Source organism: Pseudomonas sp. Sample_24 (genome assembly GCF_004307605.1).
In the GTDB taxonomy this organism is placed as follows: Bacteria; Pseudomonadota; Gammaproteobacteria; order Pseudomonadales; family Pseudomonadaceae; genus Aquipseudomonas.
In genome coordinates this window covers 1-23,720 of record NZ_RCNW01000536.1, presented here as the reverse complement: position 1 = coordinate 23,720, position 23,720 = coordinate 1, and the positions used below count along the sequence as shown (strand labels likewise).

The following is a 23,720-nucleotide window of genomic DNA, read 5'->3' as shown; positions in this document are numbered from 1 at the left end:
ATGAATGCTGAAGACTCCTTGAAACTTGCTCGCCGGTTTATCGGGTTGCCCCTGGAAAAGCGCCAGGTGTTCCTCGCGGCCTTGCACAAGGAGGGCGTTGATTTCGCCCGTTTCCCCATTCCTGCCGGCGTCGACGCCGAGGATCGCCAGGCGCTGTCGTACGCCCAGCAACGCATGTGGTTTCTCTGGCAACTGGACCCGCAAAGCGGTGCGTATAACTTGCCCGGTGCGGTGCGCCTGAGCGGTCGTCTGAATCTGGCGGGGCTGGAGCAGGCCTTCGCCAGCCTGGTGGCGCGTCACGAAACCCTGCGAACGGTGTTTGCACCGCAGCCCGACGACAGCCTGCTGCAAGTGCCGGCGACGGCGCCGCTGGTGATCGAGCACGTCGATTTCTGCAGCTTGCCGGCCAATGAGCGCGAGCAAGCCGTGGCACAAGCCGCCGAGCGGCAATCGATATTGCCGTTCGACCTGGACACGGGGCCGCTGCTGCGTGTCACCTTGCTCAAACTCGCCGAGCAGGAACACGTCCTGCTGCTGACCCTGCACCACATCGTCTCGGATGGCTGGTCGATGAACGTGCTGATCGATGAATTCATCCGTTGCTACGACGCTTTCGATGCCGGTACGCAACCGCAACTGGCGCCATTGCCGATCCAGTACAGCGACTACGCCTTGTGGCAGCGGCGCTGGCTGGAGGCGGGCGAGCAAGCGCGGCAGCTCGAATACTGGCAGGCACAATTGGGCGACGAACACCCGGTGCTGGAACTGCCGCTGGATCATCCGCGCCCGGCAATGCCGAGTCATCGTGGCACCCGCTACGAGTTCGCCGTCGACGAGCACCTCGCCGAGCAACTGCGCGCCACTGCACAGAGGCACAACGTCACGTTGTTCATGCTGCTGCTCGGCGCGTTCAACGTGCTCCTGCACCGCTACACAGGCCAGCGCGACATCCGCGTCGGTGTGCCGATTGCCAACCGCAACCGCGGCGAAATCGAAGGCCTGATCGGTTTCTTCGTCAACACCCAGGTGCTGCGCACGCAACTGGACGGCCAGACTCGGGTCGACGAACTGCTGCATCGCATCAAGGAAACGGCCCTTGGCGCACAGGCTCATCAAGACCTGCCGTTCGAGCGACTGGTCGAAGCCTTGAAACTGGAACGCAGCCTCAGCCATACGCCGCTGTTCCAGGTGATGTACAACCACCAGCCGCAGGTTGCCGACATCAGCAGCGTCACTACCGCCTCCGGTTTGGCGCTGGGCATGATCGAGTGGCAAGGGCGCACCACCCAGTTCGACCTGACCCTCGATACCTATGAAAAGGCGGGAAAGCTGCACGCCGCATTGACCTACGCCAACGACCTGTTTGACGCCACGACCATCGCACGCATGGCGCAGCACTGGACGCGCTTGCTGCAAGGCATGGCCGGCGATTCACAGCAACGCATCAGTGATTTGCCGATGCTGGAACAGGCCGAATACCAGCGCATCGTGCACGACTGGAACCGCGCCGATGAACGCTTCGCCGAAGATTTGTGCATTCATCAGATGATCGGCAAGCAAGTGTCCGAAAGCCCTGACGCATTGGCCGTGACCTTTGCGGACAAACACCTGACCTACAGCGAACTCGACCAGCAAGCCAATCGCCTGGCACACAAACTGATCGAACTGGGCGTCGGCCCGGAAATCCGCGTCGGCGTGGCAATGCAGCGCTCCGAACAGCTGCTGGTGGCCTTGCTCGCGGTACTCAAGGCTGGCGGTGCCTACGTACCGCTCGACCCGGATTACCCGGCCGAGCGTGTCGCCTACATGCTGGAAGACAGCCGCGCGCTGCTGCTGTTGACCGAACAGGACGTGGCCAAGACCCTGAACGTGCAGGCCGCAACCCAATTGCTGATGCTCGATGGCATGGCGACAGGCCTGGCTGATTACCCGAGCGATGCCCCGATCACCCGTGTCACGCCGGACAACCTGGCCTACGTGATCTACACCTCCGGCTCCACCGGCAAGCCCAAGGGCGTGGCTATCGCCCACCGTAACGTGCTGGCGCTGATCGACTGGTCACAATCGGTGTACAGCCGCGTCGACATTCAAGGTGTGCTGGCCTCGACCTCGGTGTGCTTCGATCTGTCGGTGTGGGAGTTGTTCGTCACCCTGGCCAACGGCGGTTCGCTGATCATCGCCCGCAATGCCCTGGAGCTGCCGCAACTGCCGGCCCGGGATCAGGTGCGGTTGATCAACACCGTGCCTTCGGCGATCAATGCGTTGCAACGCGACGGGCAGATCCCGCCGAGCGTGCGCATCATCAACCTGGCCGGTGAGCCGCTCAAGCAAAGCCTGGTGGAGGCGTTGTACCGGCAAGCGAGCGTCGAGCATGTCTACGACCTGTACGGCCCGTCGGAAGACACCACTTATTCGACCTGGACCCGCCGCGAGGCCGCTGGCCGCGCCAACATCGGCCGCCCGCTCAAGCACACCGCCAGCTATCTGCTCGATGCCGACCTGCAACCAGTGCCGCAAGGCGTGTCTGCCGAGCTGTACCTGAGCGGTGCCGGGATCACGCGCGGCTACCTCGCACGGCCCGGCATGACCGCTGAAAAGTACGTACCCAACCCGTTTTCCAGCACTGGCGAACGCCTGTACCGCACCGGCGACCTGACCCGTTATCAGGCCGACGGTACTCTGCAATACGTGGGCCGCATCGACCATCAGGTCAAGGTCCGTGGTTTCCGCATCGAACTGGGGGAAATCGAAGCGCGGCTGTTGCAACAGGACGCCGTGAGAGAGCTGGCGGTGTTGGCTCAGGACGGTGTCAGCGGTCAGCAGTTGGTGGCGTACATCGTGCCGAGTGACTTGGCACTGATAGTCGATGCCGATGCGCAAGCGATCCTGCGCGAGACATTGAAAGCGGCGCTGCGTCAGCATTTGCCGGACTACATGGTCCCGGCGTTCCTGCTGTTCCTCGAACATCTGCCGCTGACCCCTAACGGCAAACTCGACCGCAAGGCGTTGCCGGCGATTGATGGCGTTACGCAACAACGCGAACACGTTGCACCTCATAGTGAACCGGAAAAATCCCTAGCGGCCATTTGGCAAGACGTGCTGGCTCTCGACAGCGTGGGCGTGGAAGACAACTTTTTCGAGCTGGGCGGCGACTCCATCGTTTCGATGCAAGTGGTCAGCCGTGCGCGGCAGGCCGGGATCATGCTCAGCCCCAAGGACTTGTTCCAGCACCAGACCATCCGCAGCCTCGCTCAAGCGGCACGCACTGGCGGGCTATCGCAGATCGATCAAGCTCCGGCGGTTGGCGAAGTGGCACTGGCCCCGGTGCAGCAATGGTTTTTCGAACAAGAGATCCCCGAGCGTCAGCACTGGAACCAGTCGCTGCTGCTGGTACCGCGGGTGGCATTGAATGTCGAAGTGCTGGAGCGTGCTCTGGAGCAATTGCTGACTCAACACGACAGCTTGCGCCTGCGTTATGCACAGGCAGAAGACGCCTGGCTGCAAACCTACGCCGCGCCGACCACGCAGTCGGTGCTGTGGCAGCGCCAGGCGCAATCGGTCGGTCAGCTCAACGCCTTGTGCGATGAAGCCCAGCGCAGCCTCGACCTGCACAACGGACCGTTGCTGCGGGCAATGCTGGTTGCAATGGCCGATGGCTCAGAACGTTTGCTGTTGGTTATCCACCACTTGGCGGTGGACGGTGTTTCCTGGCGCGTGCTGCTGGAAGATTTGCAGCACTTCTACAACGGCGGTACCGCGCAGGCGAAAACCAGCAGCTATCAGCGTTGGGTCGCAAGTTTGCAGGCGCATCTGCCGGCCTTCGAACGCAACCTTGGTCACTGGCAGAGCCAACTGCAAGATGCGCCGAACGACCTGCCCTGCGAGCGCCCGAACGCTGCGCTGGAAAACCGCTACGAGCAAAAGCTCCAACTCAAACTCGACGTCGAACAAACCCGCAAGCTGCTGCAACAGGCGCCGGCGGCTTACCGCACCCAGGTCAACGACCTGTTGCTGACCGCACTGGCCCGTGCCGTTTGCCGCTGGAGCGGGCAGGGCAGCACGTTGATTCAGCTCGAAGGTCATGGCCGCGAAGACCTGTTCGATGAGATCGACCTGACCCGCACTGTTGGCTGGTTCACCAGCCTGTTCCCGGTCAACCTGAAACCCTGCGCCGATCTCGGCGCGTCGATCAAAACCATCAAGGAGCAATTGCGCAGCGTGCCGGACAAAGGCCTGGGCTACGGCGCGCTGCGTTATCTCGGCTCGAAGCCGGTACGCGATGCACTGGCGGGGTTGCCGCAACCGCGCATCACCTTCAACTATCTCGGGCAGTTCGACCGTCAGTTCGATGAGGGCGCATTGTTCACGCCGTCCACTGAAGGTAACGGTGTGGCGCAAGACCCATCGGCGCCGCTCGGCAACTGGCTGGTGGTTGAAGGCCAGGTCTACGGCGGCGAGTTGTCCCTGAGCTGGGGTTTCAGCCGCGAGATGTTCGACACCGCGACCATCCAGCGTCTGGCTGACGAGTACACGCTGGAGCTCAACGCACTGATCGATCATTGCTGCGCGCTTGAAGTGCCGCAAGCCACGCCGTCGGACTTCCCGTTGGCGCAGATCGATCAGGCGCAACTCGATGGATTGCCGCTCTGCGTCTCGACGCTGGAAGACTTGTATCCGCTGTCGCCGATGCAACAAGGCATGTTGTTCCACACCTTGCATGAGCCGCAGGTCGGCGCCTACATCAGTCAGTTGCGTTTGGACATCGGTGGCCTGGACGTCGAGCGTTTCAGCCGCGCCTGGCAGGCCGCGGTCGAGCGTCACGACATTCTACGCAGCAGCTTCCATTGGCAGGGGCTCGACGTCGCGCATCAGGCGATTGCCCGACAGGTGACGCTGCCGCTCGAGGTGCTTGAAGCGACCGACACCGACGCACTGGCCGATGCCGAACGGGCGCGAGGTTTCGAACTGGGCAGCGCACCGCTATTGCGCTTGAAACTGGTGCGTGCCGGCACCGACGCCTGGCATCTGATCTACACCAGCCATCACATCCTGATGGATGGCTGGAGCAACGCGCAGTTGCTTGCCGAAGTGATCGAGTTTTACGCAGGCGGGCAATCGCTGCCGGCGCCGACGGGGCAGTACCGCGATTACCTCGGCTGGTTGCAACAGCAAGCGGCCGACGCTGGCGAGCAGTTCTGGAAAGCTGCGCTGGCACCGCTGCACACACCGACGATGCTGGCCGAAGCCCTGCGCCCACCCGTCGGCGTCGAGGGCAGCGAGGACCTTCGCGTGACCCTCGACAGCCGCGCCACCCAGCGCCTGGGCGAGTTTGCCCGCCAGCAAAAAGTCACCCTCAACACCGTGTTGCAAGCGGCATGGAGCCTGTTGCTGCAACGCTACACCGGTCAGGATTGCGTGGTGTTCGGTGCCACGGTGGCCGGGCGTTCGGCACCGCTGCCGGGCATCGAAGAGCAACTGGGGCTGTTCATCAACACGCTGCCGCTGGTGTGCTCGATGAAGCCCGACCAGAGCGTCAGCCAGTGGTTGGGTGAACTGCAAGGCCTGAACCTGGCGATGCGCGAGTTCGAGCATGTGCCGCTGTACGACATTCAAGGCTGGGCGGGGCAACAGGGTTCGACATTGTTCGACAGCCTGCTGGTGTTCGAAAACTTCCCCGTCGCCGAAGCCCTGAAGCAGGGGGCGCCGGCCGGGTTGTCGTTCGGCAACCTGCATAACCATGAACGCACCCACTATCCGCTGACCCTCGGCGTCGAGCTGGGCGAAGCGTTGAGTGTCGATTTCAGCTATGACGCGGCGCGTTTCAGTGCCGCTCAGGTGGCGCAGCTCGCAGCCAATCTGCAGCACCTGCTGAGGCAATTCGTGGCAGCGCCGGAAATGGCACTGGGAGAGCTGGAACTGCTCGATATCGCAGGCAAGCACGCGTTGCTCGCCATCAGTCAACCGGCAATGGTCGAGTTATCCACAGGGCTTTTGGCGCACGAGCGGATTGCCGCGCAAGCTGCTGCCGCTCCGGATGCGCTGGCATTGCAGGTCGATGGCCAAAGCCTGAGCTACGGCGAACTCAATGCCCAGGCCAACCGCCTGGCTCATCGTCTGATCGACAACGGCGCCGGCCCCGGCAAACGTATCGGCCTGGCCTTGCGGCGCGGTCCACAGTTGATTGCCAGTTTGCTCGCGGTACTGAAAAGCGGCGCGGCCTATGTGCCACTGGACCCGAAATACCCGGCCGAACGCCTGGGCTACATGATCGAAGACAGCCGCCTTGAGGTGCTGCTGTGCGAACCCGGCCTGCTGGACGATTTGCCGCTGCCAGTGCATCTGCGCCTGTTGAGCCTTGATGAAACCGCAGGCTACCCGGCCAACGATCCACCAAGCCATGTCGTTGCCGAGGATCTGGCCTACATCATCTACACCTCCGGTTCCACCGGCCGGCCCAAAGGCGTGGCGATTGCCCACGGTGCGCTGCGCGAGTTTTGCCAGACCGCCGCCGATTATTCGCGGTTGTCGGCCGCCGACCGCGTGCTGCAATTCGCCACCTTCAGCTTCGACGGTTTCGTCGAGCAGTGCTACCCGGCGCTGTGCGTCGGCGCGGCGTTGATCATGCGCGGTGACGACTTGTGGGACGCCGGCCGGCTGGCCGCGCAAATCGTCGCCCAAGGCGTCACCGTGGCCGATTTGCCTGCGGCCTACTGGTTCCTGCTGGCCCGCGAATGCGCCAGTGGCGTGGTGCGCAACCTCGGCGATCTGCGTCAGGTGCACGTCGGCGGCGAAGCCATGTCGGTGGAGGGTTTACGCCTGTGGCATCAGGCTGGTCTGAGCCCTGTGCGTTTGCTCAATACCTACGGTCCGACTGAAGCGACCGTGGTCTCCAGCGTGCACGATTGCCAACTGCAAGATGCCAGCGATGCGTTCGGTATCCCGATTGGTCGTGCAATCCCCGGTCGTGCGCTGTATGTATTGGATTCGGCGGGTCAACTGCTGCCCGCCGATGGCGTCGGCGAGTTGTGCATCGGAGCTCCGGCCTGCCTGACGCAAAGTTATTTCGACCGCCCGGCGCTGACCGCCGAACGCTTTCTGCCCGACCCGTTTGCCCGTGAACCGGGGGCGCGGCTGTACCGCAGCGGTGACCTGGCGCGCTATAACGCCCAGGGCGATCTGGAGTACGTCGGGCGCATCGACCATCAGGTGAAAATTCGCGGGTTGCGCATCGAGATGGGCGAGATCGAAGCCTGCCTGCAAGCTCGGGACGAGGTACGTGAAGCGGCGGTCATCGCCCAGGACGGTACGCAACTGGTGGCGTACATCGTCGCCAGTGGCGCGGTTACGTCCGAGACACAATACCTGCAAGCGCTCAGGTCGGTTCTGCGCCAGTCGCTGCCGGAATACATGGTGCCGAGCCATTTGCTCCTGCTCGACAAGCTGCCACTCAACAACAACGGCAAACTCGACCGCAAGGCCTTGCCAAGGGTTGAAGCCAGTGCTGCACAACGGGCCTTCGTCGCACCGCTGGAAGGGCTGGAATCGCAGCTGGCGCAGATCTGGCAGCATGTGCTGCAAGTGGAACAAGTGGGCCGCGACGACAACTTCTTCGAGTTGGGTGGCCACTCGTTGCGGGTACTGCAAGTGATTTCGCGGGTGCGTCAGCAACTGAACATCGAACTGTCGGTGAGCAGCCTGTTTTCCGCTGCGAGTCTCTCGGAGTTTGCCGAGCGTGCGGCGCTTGCCGAAATCAGCGCTCAGCCGCCACTGCAACCTGCGGCGGCCGATCAGCCGCGAGTTCTGTCCTACGCCCAGCAGCGCCAGTGGATTCTCTGGCAACTGGACCCGCACAGCAGTGCCTACAACATCCCGGCCGCACTGCGCCTGAAAGGGCCGTTGAACCGCGACGCACTACGTGCAGCCTTCCTGCACTTGCAGGCCCGTCACGAAACCCTGCGCACGACCTTCGAACAGGACGGTCAGCACGCCCGCCCGTTGGTGCACGCCGAGCTGGCGTTGCAGTTGAGCGAGCGACCAGTTGTTGAGTCGGCGCTCAGCGATGCGCTGGCCGAAGAAATTGCCCAGCCGTTCGACCTGCGCACCGGTCCGCTGTGGCGAGCGTTGCTGCTGCAAGTCAGCGCCGAAGAGCATGTACTGGTGCTGACCGTGCACCACATCGCCGCCGACGGCTGGTCGATGCAGGTGATGGTCGATGAATTCAGTGCTTTGTATCAGGCCGCCATCGAGGGTTGCGCGCCTGACCTCAACAGCTTGCCGGTGGCTTACAGCGACTATGCCCGCTGGCAGCGCGACTGGCTGGAAGCGGGCGAGGGCGCTCGGCAACTGGCGTGGTGGCGCGAGCAACTGGACGGCAGCCAGGCACCGCTGGAACTGCCGAGCGAACTGAGCCGTCCGGCCCGTCGCAGCGGGCGTGGTGCCAGCCTGATGCTCAACGTCGATCGGCAACTGCTGGCCGGTTTGCGTGAGCAGGCGCAAGAGCAGCAAGTGACCTTGTTCATGCTGCTGCTGGCGAGCTTGCAGACCTTGCTGCACCGCCACAGCGGGCAGTCGGGCATCAGCGTCGGCGTGCCGAGCGCCGGTCGTTCGCGGATCGAAACCGAAGGCCTGATTGGCTTCTTCATCAACACCCAGGTGCTGCGTGCCGACATTGACGGGCAACAGCCGTTCAGCGTCTTGTTGCAACAGGTCAAACAAACGGCACTGATGGCGCAGGCTCATCAGGACTTGCCGTTCGAGCAATTGGTCGATGCCATGCAGCCTGACCGCAGCCTCAATCACAGCCCATTGTTTCAGGTGCTCTACAACCACCAGCAGCATATGGGCGCGAGCGTCGAGCGGGTGGTCGGCGGTTTGCAGGTCGAGCGCTTGCACTGGCAACAGCACACCGCACAATTCGATCTGGTGCTCGATACCCAGGAACAAGGCGACACACTGGACGCCAGCCTGACCTATGCCAGCGATCTGTATGACGAAGCCTCGATGCAGCGTTTTGCCGAACAATGGCTGAACCTGCTGCGCGCGGTGGTGGCCGATCCGCAGCAGCGCGTCGCCGAACTGCCGTTGTTGCAAGCCTCGCAGTACGACACTTTGATCGAGCACTGGAATCCGGCGTTCCAGCTGCAAGCGCCATCGCCGACCTTGCATCAGTTGTTCGAAGCGCAAGCCGCGCAACGGCCGGACGCGGTGGCGCTGGTCTTTGAGGGCGAACACCTGACCTACGCCGCGCTCAACGCCCAGGCCAACCGCCTGGCGCGCAAGCTGCGCCACCAGGGTGTCGGGCCGGAAGTGCGCGTGGGCATCTCCACCGAGCGGGCGCTGCCGCTGGTGGTCGGTCTGCTGGCGATTCTCAAGGCCGGTGGCGCCTATGTGCCGCTCGATCCGCAATACCCCGCCGAGCGCTTGAGCTACATGATCGACGACAGCGGCATTGCGCTGCTGTTGACCCAGTCTCACTTGATCGACGGTTTGCCGGCACGTGATGGCGTGCAGGTGCTCGACCTGGGCGCGATGCAACTGGACGCTTACAGCGCCGACAACCTGGCGCCGCTGGCGACGGCGGACAATCTTGCCTACGTGATCTACACCTCCGGTTCCACCGGTCGCCCGAAAGGCGCTTTGCTCAGCCACGGCAACGTCGGGCGCTTGCTGACGGCCACCGCCGAACAGTTCAACTTCGGTCCGGACGATGTGTGGACCTTGTTCCATTCCTACGCGTTCGATTTCTCTGTGTGGGAGCTGTTCGGTTCGCTGTGCACCGGCGGGCGCCTGATCATCGTGCCGTACTACATCAGCCGTGAGCCGCAGGCATTCCACCGCTTGCTCTGCGATCAAGGGGTGACGGTGTTGAACCAGACCCCGACCGCGTTCCGCCAGTTGCTGCCGATTGCCTGCGCCAGCGCACGCGGTCTGGCGCTGCGTCAGGTGATCTTCGGCGGTGAAGCACTGGAAGTGGCGAGCTTGCGCCCGTGGTTCGAACGCTTCGGCGATCAACAGCCAACGCTGGTGAACATGTATGGCATCACCGAAACCACGGTGCACGTGACCTACCGCGCCATTCGCCGGGCCGACCTCGACGGCAAGGCGCAGAGCCCGATCGGCCTGCCGATCCGCGACCTGCGCTGGTACTTGCTCGACAGCCAGTTACAACCGGTGCCGGTGGGGGTGGCAGGCGAGCTGTACATCGCTGGCGCCGGTCTGGCGCGGGGTTATCACGGACGTTTCGGCCTCACCGCCGAACGCTTTGTACCGAGCCCGTTCGACGCTTCGCAACGGCTCTATCGCAGTGGCGACCTGGCGCGCCAACGTGCCGACGGCAGCATCGATTACCTCGGGCGCATCGACCAGCAAGTGAAGATCCGCGGTTTCCGCATCGAACTGGGCGAGATCGAAGCCGCGCTGCTGGCGCAACCCGGCGTTCGCCAGGCGGTGTTGAGCGTGTACACCGCTGACGCCGGGCCGCAGCTCTGCGCCTATGTCGTCGCCGAGCAAACCCCGCATGACCCGATTGCCTGGCGTGACAACCTGCGCGCCGCGCTCAAGGTCGACCTGCCGGACTACATGGTGCCAAGCCACTGGCTGCTGCTCGATGACTTGCCGCTGACCAGCAACGGCAAGCTCGACCGCAAGGCTTTGCCGCTGCCGTTTGCCGAAGACTGGCAGCGACCGTTCGAAGCCCCAGAGGGCCAACTCGAACAGCAACTGGCGGCGATCTGGGCCGACGTGCTGGGCGTGGCGCAGATCGGGCGGCGCGACAACTTCTTTGAATTGGGCGGGCACTCGCTGCTCGCCGCCCAGGCCAATGCCCGCGTGGAACTGGAATTGGGCATCGAGCTGCCGTTGCGCGCGCTGTTCGAAAGCCACGACCTTCAGGCTTACGCCGCCATGGCCTCGCAACAAGCCCCGACTGACAACGATGCACGTCTGGATGCGCTTGAGTCGCTTCTCGACGAGATGGAGATCAACTGATGGAACACAGCACCGCCATGCGTATCGCCACCCGCTTCGCCGGCCTGCCTGCCGACAAGCGCCGCGAGTTTTTGAGCAAGATGCAAGAGCAGGGTGTGAGCTTCGGTCAACTGCCGATTCCAGCCGCCGTCGAGCCGCCAGCGCACTTTGAACTGTCCTACGCGCAGCAGCGCCAATGGTTCCTCTGGCAGCTCGATCCACAGGGTTCGGCCTACAACATTCCCGCGGCCCTGCGTCTGCATGGACCGTTGAATGTAGAGGCCCTGCAACAGAGTTTTGACCGGTTGCTGGAACGGCACCAAAGCCTGCGCAGCCGTTTTGTCGAGGATGACGGCCAGGTGCTGCAATCCTTGGCGACGTTCACTTCATTGGCCATCGAGCAGCACGATTTGCGCGATGAACCTGCGGCGCAACGCTTCGAATGTGCAATGAAAAAAGTCGAGCAGGAGATCGCCCGCCCATTCGATTTGCAGCTCGGACCGTTGTTGCGTGTCAGCCTGCTGCAACTGGATGCCGAGGATCATGTGCTGGTGCTGACCTTGCACCACATCGTCACCGATGGCTGGTCGATGGGGGTCTTGGTCGAAGAGTTTTCCCGACTGTATGCCGCCCATTGCCAAGGGCTGGACGCAGAACTGCAAGGGTTGCCGATCCAGTATTCGGATTACGCCGCGTGGCAACGGCGCTGGATGGAAGCGGGGGAGCTGGAACGGCAACTGAACTGGTGGCGTGAAAAACTCGGCAGCGAACAGCCGCTGCTGGAACTACCGACCGATCGCCCGCGCCCGGCCCAGCCGAGCCAGCTTGGTGCGCGACTGGACTTCGCCCTCGACGCGGACTTGGCCAGCGGTCTGCTGACCCTGGCCAAACAACGCGGCGTGACGCCGTTCATGCTGTTGCTGGCCAGTTTCCAGGCCTTGCTCTATCGCTACAGCGGCCAAGCCGACCTGCGCATCGGTGTGCCGATCGGTAACCGTAATCGCAGCGAAACCCGTGGCCTGATCGGTTTCTTCGTTAACACCCAAGTGATGCGCGCCGAACTCGCCGGACGCCTGCCGTTCAGCCAGTTACTGGAGCAGACCCGCGTTACTTCGCTGGATGCCCAGGATTACCAGGACTTGCCGTTCGAGCGTCTGGTGCAGGCGCTGCAAGGCGAGCGCAGCCTCAGCCACAGCCCGCTGTTCCAGGTGATGTTCAACCACCAGCAAGCCCGGCCGGCAGCGGTCAGCGGTTTGCTGGCGGGGCTGCGGGTCGAGGCGTTGAACGCCACGGCGCAGACCACGCAATTCGATCTGCAACTCGACACCCAGGAACAGGGTGACCAACTGTTCGCCAGCCTGACCTACGCCACCGACCTGTTCGACGCCGAGCGCATCGAAACACTGGCCCGGCATTGGCGCAACTTGCTGGCCGGCGTGCTGGCAAACCCGCAAACCCCGCTGGCCGCATTGCCACTGCTGGATGCCGACGAGCGCCTGCGTATCCTCGATGAACTCAACGACACCGCTCAGGACTATCCGGGCGAAGTCTGTGTGCAACGGCACTTCGAAGCGCGGGTGCTTGAAAATCCTCAAGCGACGGCGCTGGTGTTCCAGGGCCAGGACCTGAGTTATGCACAGCTGAATCTGCGCGCCAACCGCCTGGCCCATCACTTGCGCGGGCGAGGTGTCGGCCCGGAAGTGATCGTCGGGATCGCCTGCGAGCGCTCGCTGGAAATGGTCGTCGGCCTGTTGGCGATTCTCAAGGCCGGTGGCGCCTATGTGCCGTTGGACCCGGAGTATCCGCGCGATCGCCTGAGCTACATGATCGAAGACAGCGGTATTTCGCTGTTGCTGACCCAGGCGCATTTGCTGGGTCAATTGCCGACCCCGGACACCGTGCGCACCCTGTGCCTGCATGCCGACGCCGATTGGCTGAGCGATCTGCCGGGCAGCGATCTGCCAAACATTGCCGTGGCGGAAAACCTTGCCTACATGATCTACACCTCCGGTTCCACCGGTAAGCCCAAGGGCGCGGGCAACCGTCATGTGGCGCTGCACAACCGCATCGAATGGATGCAGCAGGCCTACAACCTGCAACCGTCGGACCGCGTGCTGCAAAAGACCCCGTTCAGTTTCGACGTGTCGGTGTGGGAGTTTTTCTGGCCGCTGATGAAAGGCGCCACGCTGGTGATCGCCGCGCCGGGTGAACATCGCGACCCGCAACGCCTTGCTGCATTGATCGTAGAGCAGTCGATCACCACGCTGCACTTCGTGCCGTCGATGCTCTCGGCGTTCATTGGCGCTGATGAAGCGCTGGCCTGCACCTCGCTGACCCGGATCATTTGCAGTGGTGAAGCGCTGCCGATGGAGCTGCAACGCCAGACCCTGCGCAGCCTGCCCCGAGCCAACCTGTACAACCTGTATGGCCCGACCGAAGCGGCCATCGACGTGACTCACTGGACCTGCGTCGAAGAGGGCCGCGACAGCGTGCCGATCGGCCGCCCGATCGCCAACCTGCGCACCTGTATCCTCGACAGCGAATTGCAACCGTTGCCGCTGGGTTCGGTGGGCGAGTTGTACCTCGGCGGTGTCGGTCTGGCCCGCGGTTACCACCGTCGCGGCGCGCTGACCGCCGAGCGTTTTGTGGTCGACCCGTTCGGCAGCGGCGAGCGTTTGTACCGCACCGGCGACCTGGCGCGTTACCGCGCCGACGGCGCCATCGACTACTGCGGACGCATCGACCATCAAGTGAAGATCCGTGGCTTGCGCATTGAACTGGGGGAAATCGAAGCGCGCCTGCAAGAACATGCCAGTGTGCAGGAAGCCGTGGTGCTGGCCCTCGACGGCCCGAGCGGCAAGCAACTGGTGGCCTACATCGTGCCGCAGGAACGTACCTTGGTCGACGCCGATGCCGAACGGCAGGGCGTGTGGCGTGAAAGCCTGAAAAGCCATTTGCTCGGCAGCCTGCCGGATTACATGGTGCCGGCACAGACGGTGCTGATCGAGCAAATGCCCCTGAGCCCCAACGGCAAGCTGGACCGCAAACGCCTGCCGGCGCCGACCGCGCAGGTCAGCCAGCGCGCATTCGAAGCACCGCGCAGTGCCCATGAGCAGGTGCTGGCGCAGATCTGGCAGGACGTGCTGGGCGTTGAACAGGTCGGGCGTCAGGACAACTTCTTTGAGCTGGGCGGCGACTCGATCATCTCGATCCAGGTGGTCAGCCGTGCTCGCGGCGCCGGCCTGAGCCTGCAACCGCGCGACCTGTTCCAGCAGCAAACCCTGCAAGCCTTGGCCGCCGTGGTCAAGGAGCAAGCCGCGCCGCTGGCACAACAGGGGCCGGTGGACGGCGTACAAACACTCACACCGATCCAGCGCTGGTTCTTCGAAGAGCCGATTCCGCACCGCGCACACTGGAACCAGGCGGTGTTACTGACGCCGCGTGAAACCCTTGAGTTGCCGCGCCTGCAAGGCGCCCTGCAACGTGTGCTCAAGCAACACGATGCCTTGCGCTTGCGTTTCAGCCAGGTCGACGGCCAATGGTCGGCGCGCTATGTCGGCGCCGACAGTGCCGACGTCATCGACATGCTCTGGACCGCCCGCGTCGCCAGCGATGCCTCGCTGGAGTCAGTGTGCGACGAAGCCCAGCGCAGCCTCAGCCTGCAGGACGGGCCGCTGCTGCGAGTGGCGCTGATCGCCCAGGCCGACGGATCGCAACGGTTGCTGCTGGTGATCCATCACCTGGCGGTGGACGGGGTTTCGTGGCGGGTGTTGCTGGAAGATTTGCAGGCCGCCTATCAAGGTGAAGCATTGCCGCCAAAAACCAGCGCGTTCCAGGCCTGGGCCGACAAGCTCGACGCTTACGCACGCTCTGAAACCGCCGCCGCCGAACTGCACTGGTGGCAGGCGCAACTGGCCGGGGCCAGCGATTCGCTGCCGGCAGCCAACCCGCAAGCGAGTCAGGCCGGGCATCTGCGCCAGGGCGTGAGCATCGGCCTGGACCGCGATCAGACTCGCCAATTGCTGCAACAGGCACCGACGGCCTACCGCACCCAAGTCAACGACCTGCTGCTCACCGCACTGGCCCGCACCCTCAGCCGTTGGACCGGCCACGCATCGGCGCTGATCCAGCTCGAAGGCCATGGCCGCGAAGAACTGTTCGACGATATCGATCTGACCCGCACCGTTGGCTGGTTCTCCAGCCTGTTCCCGGTGCGCCTGACGCCGACCGCCGAGCTCGGCGCTTCGATCAAGGCGATCAAACAGCAACTGCGCGAAGTTCCAGGCAAAGGCCTGGGCTACGGCCTGCTGCGCTACATGGGCGATGCTGCGGCGCAATCGGCATTGGTCGCGCTGCCCCAGGCGCGGGTGACGTTCAACTATCTCGGCCAGTTCGACCAGAGCTTTGCCGAGGACGCCTTGTTCTCCCCAGCCAAGGAGTCCAGCGGTGCCGCGCAATCGGCGGATGCGCCGTTGCCGAACTGGCTGTCCGTGGACGGTCAAGTCTACGGCGGCGAATTGAAACTCGATTGGACCTTCAGCCGAGAATGCTTCGACCTGCGCGACATTGAAGCTCTGGCGATCGATTTCCGTGCTGAGCTGTTGGCGCTGATCGACCATTGCCTGAGCGACGGTGCGGGCGGCGTGACCCCGGCGGACTTCCCGCTGGCGCGGCTGAGCCAAGCGCAACTTGATGGGTTGCCGGTGCCGCCGGGGCATATCGAAGATGTGTATCCGCTGTCGCCGATGCAGGCCGGTTTACTGTTCCACAGCCTCTTTGAGTCGGCGTCCGGCGCCTATGTCAACCAGCTCAGCGTCGAGGTACGCGGCCTTGATGCGCAACGATTGGGCCGGGCGTGGCAAGCGGTGCTCGACAGTCACGCGATCCTGCGCAGCAGCTTTCACTTCCCACAGGGTTTCGAAGCGCCAGTGCAGGTGGTCCATCGTCATCTTGAGTTGCCGATGACCTGCCTTGACTGGCGTGATCGAGACGATCAGGCCGAAGCACTGGCGCAACTGATCGACAGCGAACGCCTGCAACTGGATTCAACTCAAGCGCCGTTGATGCGTTTGACGCTGGTGCGCCTGGATGACGAGCGTCAGCAGCTGATCTACACCCACCATCACTTGTTGCTCGACGGCTGGAGCAATTCGTTGTTGCTGAGTGAAGTGTTGCAGCGTTACGCCGGACAGGAAGTGCCCGTGCCAATCGGACGATTCGCCGACTACATCGGCTGGCTGCAACGTCAGGATGCCGAGGCGGACGAGGCCTTCTGGCGCGGGCAATTGGCGACCCTGGACAACCCGACGCTGTTGTCTCAGAGCCTTGCGCATGGCGATAACAAACAGCCGTCGCCAGCGGAGTTTGCCGACCATCGGCAGACCTTCGATGTCGCCACCAGCCAACGTTTCAGCGACTTTGCCCGCCAACAGAAAGTCACCCTCAACACCTTGGTGCAAGGCGCGTGGGCGCTGTTGTTGCAACGCTATAGCGGGCAACGCAGCGTGGCGTTCGGCGCCACTGTGGCCGGGCGTCCGGTGGACTTGCCGGGGGCCGAAAGCCAGCTCGGGTTGTTTATCAACACCTTGCCTGTGATCAGCAGCCCCGACGCGGTGGAAAGTGTCGAGCAATGGCTGAACCGCTTGCAGGCGCAGAACCTCGAACTGCGCGAGCACGAATTCACCGCCCTCGGTGACATCCAGCGCTGGGCCGGGCGTGCCGGTGAGCCGCTGTTCGACAGCCTGCTGGTGTTCGAAAACTTCCCGGTGGCCGAGGCCTTGCAACAGGGCGCGCCGGCCGGTTTGAGCTTCTCGATCCCGCACAACCACGAACGCACCAATTTCCCGCTGACCCTGGCGGCCACCGCCGAAAGTCAGCTGAGCCTGCATTGGAGTTACCAATGCAGCCACTTCAGCAGCACGGCGATTGTGCGCATGAGCGAGCACCTGGCCGCGTTGTTGGCGGCAATGGTTGCCACGCCTCAGGCAGCGTTGAGTGAACTGGACCTGCTGACCGCACCCGAACGCACCCAGCAATTGCTGGAATGGAACCCGCCGTTCAAGGTCGCGCAAAACCCGCTGTGCGTGCATCAGTTGATCGAGGCCCAGGCCGTTGCCCGGCCTGATGCCACGGCGCTGATTTTCAACGATGTGCAACTGAGCTTCGACGAGCTCAACCGCCGCGCCAACCGCTTGGCCCACCATTTGCGCGGGCGCGGTATTGGTCCCGAAGTGCGGGTCGGCCTGGCGATGCAGCGTTCGCCGGAAATGATCGTCGGTCTGCTGGCGATCCTCAAGGCGGGCGGCGCATATGTGCCGCTCGACCCGGCGTATCCGGCGGAACGCCTGCGCTACCTGATGGATGACAGTGGGATCTCGCTGCTGATCAGCCAATCCTGGCTGCGGGAAAAACTGCCATTGCCCGAAGGCCTGGCGGTAGTGGAAATCGACCGCGAGCCGCTGGAGTCCATGGCCGACAGCAACCCGGTCAACCTGACTTGCGGTGAAAACCTCGCCTACCTGATCTACACCTCGGGTTCCACCGGGCGGCCGAAAGGTGTGAGCGTGGCCCACGGTCCGCTGGCCATGCATTGCCTGTCCATCGGCGAGTTGTACGGCATGACCCCGGACGACCGCGAGTTGCAATTTGCCTCGATCAGCTTCGACGGTGCCCACGAACGCTGGCTGACCCCGCTGGTGTTCGGTTCGGCGGTGATGCCGCGCGACGACGAGTTGTGGAGCGTGGAGCGCACCTGCGCCGAGATCGAAAAACACCGCATCACCATCGCCTGCTTCACCCCGAGCTACCTGGCGCAGATCGCTGACTACATGGGCGAAGCCGGGCGCGATTTGCCGATCCGCTCTTACACGCCGTGCGGTGAAGGCATGGCCAAGCATGCCTTCGATGAAGTCCAGCAAGTGCTGCAACCCAAACGACTGATCAACGGCTACGGCCCGACCGAAACGGTGATTACCCCACTGATCTGGCTAGCCTATCCGGATACCGAATTCGACTCGGCGTTCATGCCGATCGGCCGGCCCGTTGGCAACCGCAGTGCCTATATTCTGGACGGTGGCTTGCAGCCGCTGCCGGTGGGCGTGGCGGGCGAGTTGTACCTGGGCGGCGAGGGCGTGGCGCGGGGGTATCACCAGCGCCCGGACCTGACCGCCGAACGTTTCGTGCCGGATCCTTTCGTGCCGGGCGCGCGTCTGTATCGCAGCGGCGACCTCGCACGATTCCGCGCAGACGGGGTGGTGGAATACCTCGGTCGCATCGACCAGCAGGTGAAGATTCGCGGGTTCCGTATCGAACTCGGCGAAATCGAAGCCTGCCTGATGGAACACGAAGGCGTGCGTGAAGCCTTGGTCATCGACCGCGATGGCCCGACCAGCCGTCAGTTGGTCGGTTACGTGGTGCCGCGTGATCCGCTGACCGACGAACAGGATTTGCGTGACGCACTGACGGCGCACCTGCGCAGTCGCTTGCCGGCGCACATGTTGCCGGCGCAGCTGATGTGCCTGGCGGCACTGCCGCTGACGCCGAACGGCAAACTCGATCGTCAGGGATTACCAGCGCCGCAAGCCTCGCGCCAGAGCCTTGATCAAGTGGCAGCGGCATCGCCCGCCGAGGCGCTGCTGGTAGAAATCTGGCAGGCGCTGCTGGGCCTGGATTCGCTGGGCGTCACCGAGAATTTCTTCGAACTGGGTGGTGACTCGATCATTTCCCTGCAAGCGGTGAGCCGTGCCGGGCAGCGCGGGCTGGTGTTCAGTCCGAAGCAGTTGTTTGAGCAACAGACCATCCGTGCACTCGCCGCCGTGGCGACCCGTCGTGAAGCTACGTTGGTCCAAACGCCGACCGTCGAGGCGTTTGCCCTTGTTCCGCAGATTGATGCAGCGGCTCGTACAGGGGTGCAAGACCTGTATCCACTGTCACCGATGCAGCAGGGCATGCTGTTCCATTGCCTCGATTCGCCGGAGCTCAACCCCTACGTCAACCAGTTGAGCGTGGCGGTCGACGGCTTGCAGGTGCCGCGCTTCCGTGCGGCGTGGCAAGCGCTGGTCGAGCGCCACGAAGTGCTGCGCGCGGCGTTCCGCTGGCGCGATGGGCTGGCCGATCCGCTGCAAGCGGTGTTCGCCGAGGTCGAGTTGCCGATCCAGGAACTTGACTGGCGCGAACGCAGCGACACCGAACAGGCGTTGAATGAGCTGGCGGCTTCCGAGCAGGCCAAGGGCTTCGACCTGAGCTGCCCACCGCTGATGCGCTTCATTCTGGTTCGCCTCGGTGAAGCGCGTTACCAGATGATCTGGATCTACCATCACCTGCTGCTGGACGGCTGGAGTGCTTCGCGCCTGCTCGGCGAAATGCTGCGCCTGTACCACCACGACAGCCTGCCGGCGCTGACCGGTCGCTACGCCGACTACATTGCCTGGCTGCAACGCCAGGATGATGCCCAGGCCGAAGCTTTCTGGCGTGAGCGTCTGGCCTTGCTGGAAGCACCGACCATTCTGGCCAAGGCCTCCGGTGCCAGCGGTTGCGGCCATGGCGTGATGTACAGCGACCTCAATGCCGAGGCGACGCGCAAGTTGCACAGCTTCGCCAAGCGCCAGCGCGTGACCCTCAACACCCTGGTGCAAGGCGCCTGGCTGTTGCTGTTGCAGCGCCATAGCGGCCAGCGCAGCGTGGCATTCGGCGCCACGGTGGCGGGGCGTCCAACCGCTTTGCCCGGTGCCCAGGACATGCTCGGCCTGTTCATCAACACCTTGCCGGTGATCCAGACCCTCGACCCGCAACAGCCGCTCGGTGAGTGGCTGCGTGAGCTGCAGGATTACAACCTGGCGGTGCGCGACTACGAACACACGCCGTTGTCCGACGTCCAGCGCTGGGCCGGGCAGGGTGGCCAGGGGCTGTTCGACAGCATCATCGTCTTTGAAAACCATCCGGTGGACCGTGCCTTGCGCGGTGGCGAGGAAGGCGAGTTGCGCTTCGCCGAAGTCGGCAGCGGCGGCGTCACCAACTTCCCGATGGACTTGATGGTCAGCGCCAACGAGGAAGGCCTGGAAGTCGAATACCTGTACCTGCGTGATCGCTTCAGCGAACAGGAAGTCGAGCGCATTCGTGCCCAACTGGAAGGCTTGCTGCGTGCATTGCCTGAGGATGCCGACTGCCTGCTCGGCAACATCGGCTTGCCCGAAGCGCGTTTGAGTCTGCCGCAAGCGTCTGCCGACAACACTGATCTATTGCACGCGTTCAATCAGCATGTCCGTCATCAGCCGCAGAAAATTGCTTTGTTCTGCGAGGACCGGGAGCTCAGCTATGCCGATCTTGATGCACAGGCCAACGGTCTGGCTCAGCAACTGATCGCACGCGGCATCGGCGCGGAAAACCTGGTGGCCGTGGCGCTGCCGCGTTCCGAACGGACCCTTGTCGCGTTCCTCGCGGTGCTCAAGGCGGGCGCTGCGTATCTGCCGCTGGACCTCGCGTACCCGGCCGAACGGCTGGCGTACATGCTCAGCGATTCAGCGGCGAGCCTGTTGATTTGCGACAGCGACATCGGTGAACGCCTGACGTTGGCCGACAGCCCGCCGCGTTTGTTGCTCGATCAACTGAACGTTGCCGGCAGCAGCGAGTGCCCGGTTGTCGAGCCGCTGCCCGGCCACCTGGCGTACCTGATCTACACCTCGGGGTCTACCGGCCAACCCAAAGGCGTGGCCGTGTCGCGGGGGCCGATTGCCCGGCATTGCCGCGGCATCATCGATCTTTACGAACTGGCAACCCGCAGCCGTGAATTGCACTTCATGTCGTTCGCCTTCGACGGGGCTCAGGAGCGTTGGCTGAGCGTAATGCTGGCCGGTGGCAGCCTGGTGATCCGCGAGGACAACGTGTGGACGCCGGAGCAAACCCTGGAAGTGTTGCATCGGCACAGCGTCACCGTCGCCTGCTTCCCGCCTGCGTACCTGCAACAGATGGCCGAAGTGGCCGAGCGTCTGGGCAATCCCCCGGCGGTCGAGGTGTATTGCTTTGGTGGCGATGCGGTGCCGGACGCGAGTTTCGAACAGGTCAAGCGTGCCTTGCGGCCGAAGCGTCTGGTCAACGGTTACGGTCCGACTGAAACCGTGGTCACGCCGCTGCTGTGGCGTGCCGAGGCCAGCGAGCGTTGCGATGCCGCCTATGCGCCGATTGGGCGTGGCGTCGCGGGGCGCGGCTTGTACATACTCGATGCCGATCTCAATCCGTTGCCGGTGGGTGTCAGTGGTGAGTTGTACCTGGGCGGCGAATGCCTGGCGCGGGGTTATCACCAGCGGCCGGGGATGAGCGCCGAGCGTTTCATACCCGATCCGTTCGAGGCCGGTGGCCGCATGTACCGCACCGGTGACCTGGTGCGCCAGCGTGAATGCGGCTTGATCGACTACCTCGGCCGACTCGACCAGCAAGTGAAGATTCGTGGTTTCCGCATCGAACCGGGCGAAATCGAAGCGCGCTTGCGCGATTGCGTGGGCGTGCAGGATGCCGCCGTGGTGGTGCACGACACGCCGACCGGCAAGCAGTTGGTCGGGTATGTGGTGGCTGGCGCTGCGGTCGGGCTGGACCGTCGCTTGAAAGCCGAGCTGCAAGCGCAAATGCCGGACTACATGGTGCCGGCGCGAATCCTCGTGCTGGAGCGTTTCCCGCTGTCGGCCAACGGCAAGCTCGACCGCCGCGCACTGCCCGAGCCGGAATGGGCGCTGGGCGGCTATCGCGCGCCGCGCAATGCGCTGGAACAGGCGTTGACCGCGATCTGGCAAGACGTACTCGGCGTGCCGCAAGTGGGCATCGACGACAACTTCTTCGAACTCGGTGGCGACTCGTTGCAGGTGCTCAAAGTCATCTCACGGGTGCGCAGCCAGCCGCAGCTGGGCTTTGAGTTGAAACTGCGCGACTTGATGCAGAAACCGTGCATCGCCGAGCTCAGTGGCTATCAGGCAGCCGAGCCCGCGAAAGCACCGGACCCGTTGTTGGCGCTCAATAGCCGGGTCGCCAATGTGCCGGCGCTGTTCTGCCTGCACGCTGGTTTCGGCACGGTGTTCGACTACGAACCGCTGGCCCGGCGTCTGGAAGGTCGGCGCACGGTGTATGGCCTGCAATGCCGCATGTTGCTTGATCCGCACTGGCAGGACGAATCGCTGCTGGCGATGGCCCAGGCCTACGCCCAACGGCTTCGTGCACAACAGCCGCACGGTCCGTATTACCTGTTGGGCTGGTCGTTGGGGGGCGCGTTGACGCAACTGGTCGCTCGGGAACTGGAAGACCAAGGGCAAACAGTGGCGTTTGCCGGACTGGTCGACAGCTACGTGGCGGGCACCGCGGAAGCGGGGGACTGGCGCGAAGATTTGGCGGACTTCCTGAAGTTCGTCCTCGGTCAACCGTCTGAAGACGCAGAAGCATTGATTGATTTGAAAGCCGCTGGCCTGAGTGAACGGGAAGGCGCCGCAGCGGTGATTGAAGCGGCAATGCACGGTGCCAACGAAAACGCGGCGTTGGGCGCGAGCGAGCTGACGCAGATCTTCGCCACCGGCTCATCGCTCAAACATCTGGCGCTGGCGCAACGACGATTGCCATCGGTGCAGGTGGCGGCGCATCGCTGGTGGGTGGCCGGGCGTGATGACGAGCGCCGGGTGTTCGAAGCGCAAGTCGGTCATCACGGCGTGGATCGCTTGTTGGCGGGCGGGCATTACGAGTTGTTGCGTGGTGATGTGTTGCTCAATGAGCTTGAGCAACTGTTGGAGCGCCGGACAGCTATTGCTTGAAAACGTTAGTGGCGAGGGAGCTTGCTCCCGCTGGACTGCGCAGCAGGCCCATGCTTGGGGCCGCTTCGCAGCCCAGCGGGAGCAAGCTCCCTCGCCACAGGTTCCCTTCATTGTGTAAAAGGATTCGTCCCATGGCCGTACTGCCAGAACTTGAAGCATTCCTCGAACTCGCCGAGTTCGGCCGTCTGACCGGTAAAAGTCGTCCGATGCACGAACAGACGCCGCAACAGGCGCGGATCGACTTCGAAGCGTCCTCGGGCTTTCTCGATGTGCCGCTGGCGCACATTGCTTGCGAAAACTTCAGCATCGCCGCGCGGGATGGTTACAGCCTCGCGGCTCGCCTGTATCGCGACGGGCAAGCGGCCGATGGCCTGCAACCGGTGATGTTGTATTTCCACGGCGGCGGATATGTGGTCGGCAGCCTCGATTCCCACGATGCGTTGTGCCGTCGGCTGGCGGCGCAGGGTGGTTTTGCCGTGTTGACGGTGGATTACCGGTTGGCGCCGGAATGGCGTTTTCCAACCCCGGTGCAGGACGCCTGCGATGCCGGCAACTGGCTGGTTCGCGAAGGTGCGGCGCGTGGCCTGGATGCATCACGGGTGGCACTGGCCGGCGACAGCGTCGGTGCGACCCTGGCCACGGTGTTGTCGTTGATTGCCCTGCGCGACCCCGCAGAACTGGCGTTGAAGCCCAAGGCGCAGTTGCTGGTGTATCCGGTCACCGACGCCACCACTCACCGCGCTTCGCATCGCGACTTTGCCGAAGGTTACCTGCTGGAAACCCCGACCCTGGACTGGTTCTACGCCCACTACGGCCGCACTCCGGCAGACCTGGCGGATTGGCGCTGCTCGCCGTTGTTGGCTGAAGACTTGTCGGGCGTGGCCCCGGCGCTGGTGTACCTGGCCGGGCATGATCCGCTGCATGACGAAGGGCTGGCCTATGCCGAGCGTTTGCGGGCGGCGGGAAATGATG

At 63.6% G+C, this 23,720-nt stretch carries 3 protein-coding genes; all 3 read left to right on the top strand.

The features are described 5' to 3' along the window. Window positions 1-10,986 (top strand): non-ribosomal peptide synthetase, encoded by a 10,986-nt coding sequence (locus D8V06_RS30000; RefSeq protein ID WP_130932395.1) that lies wholly within the window; start codon window positions 1-3, stop codon window positions 10,984-10,986. After that, the gene (locus D8V06_RS29995; protein ID WP_130932394.1) at window positions 10,986-22,748 is read left to right on the top strand and encodes a non-ribosomal peptide synthetase; all 11,763 of its coding nucleotides are present in this window, start codon (window positions 10,986-10,988) and stop codon (window positions 22,746-22,748) included. The genes D8V06_RS30000 and D8V06_RS29995 overlap by 1 nt, the downstream gene beginning before the upstream one ends. A gap of 131 nt (window positions 22,749-22,879) precedes the next feature. Further along, window positions 22,880-23,720: alpha/beta hydrolase (locus D8V06_RS29990; protein WP_130932393.1), on the top strand; the 841-nt coding region annotated here is incomplete at its 3' end.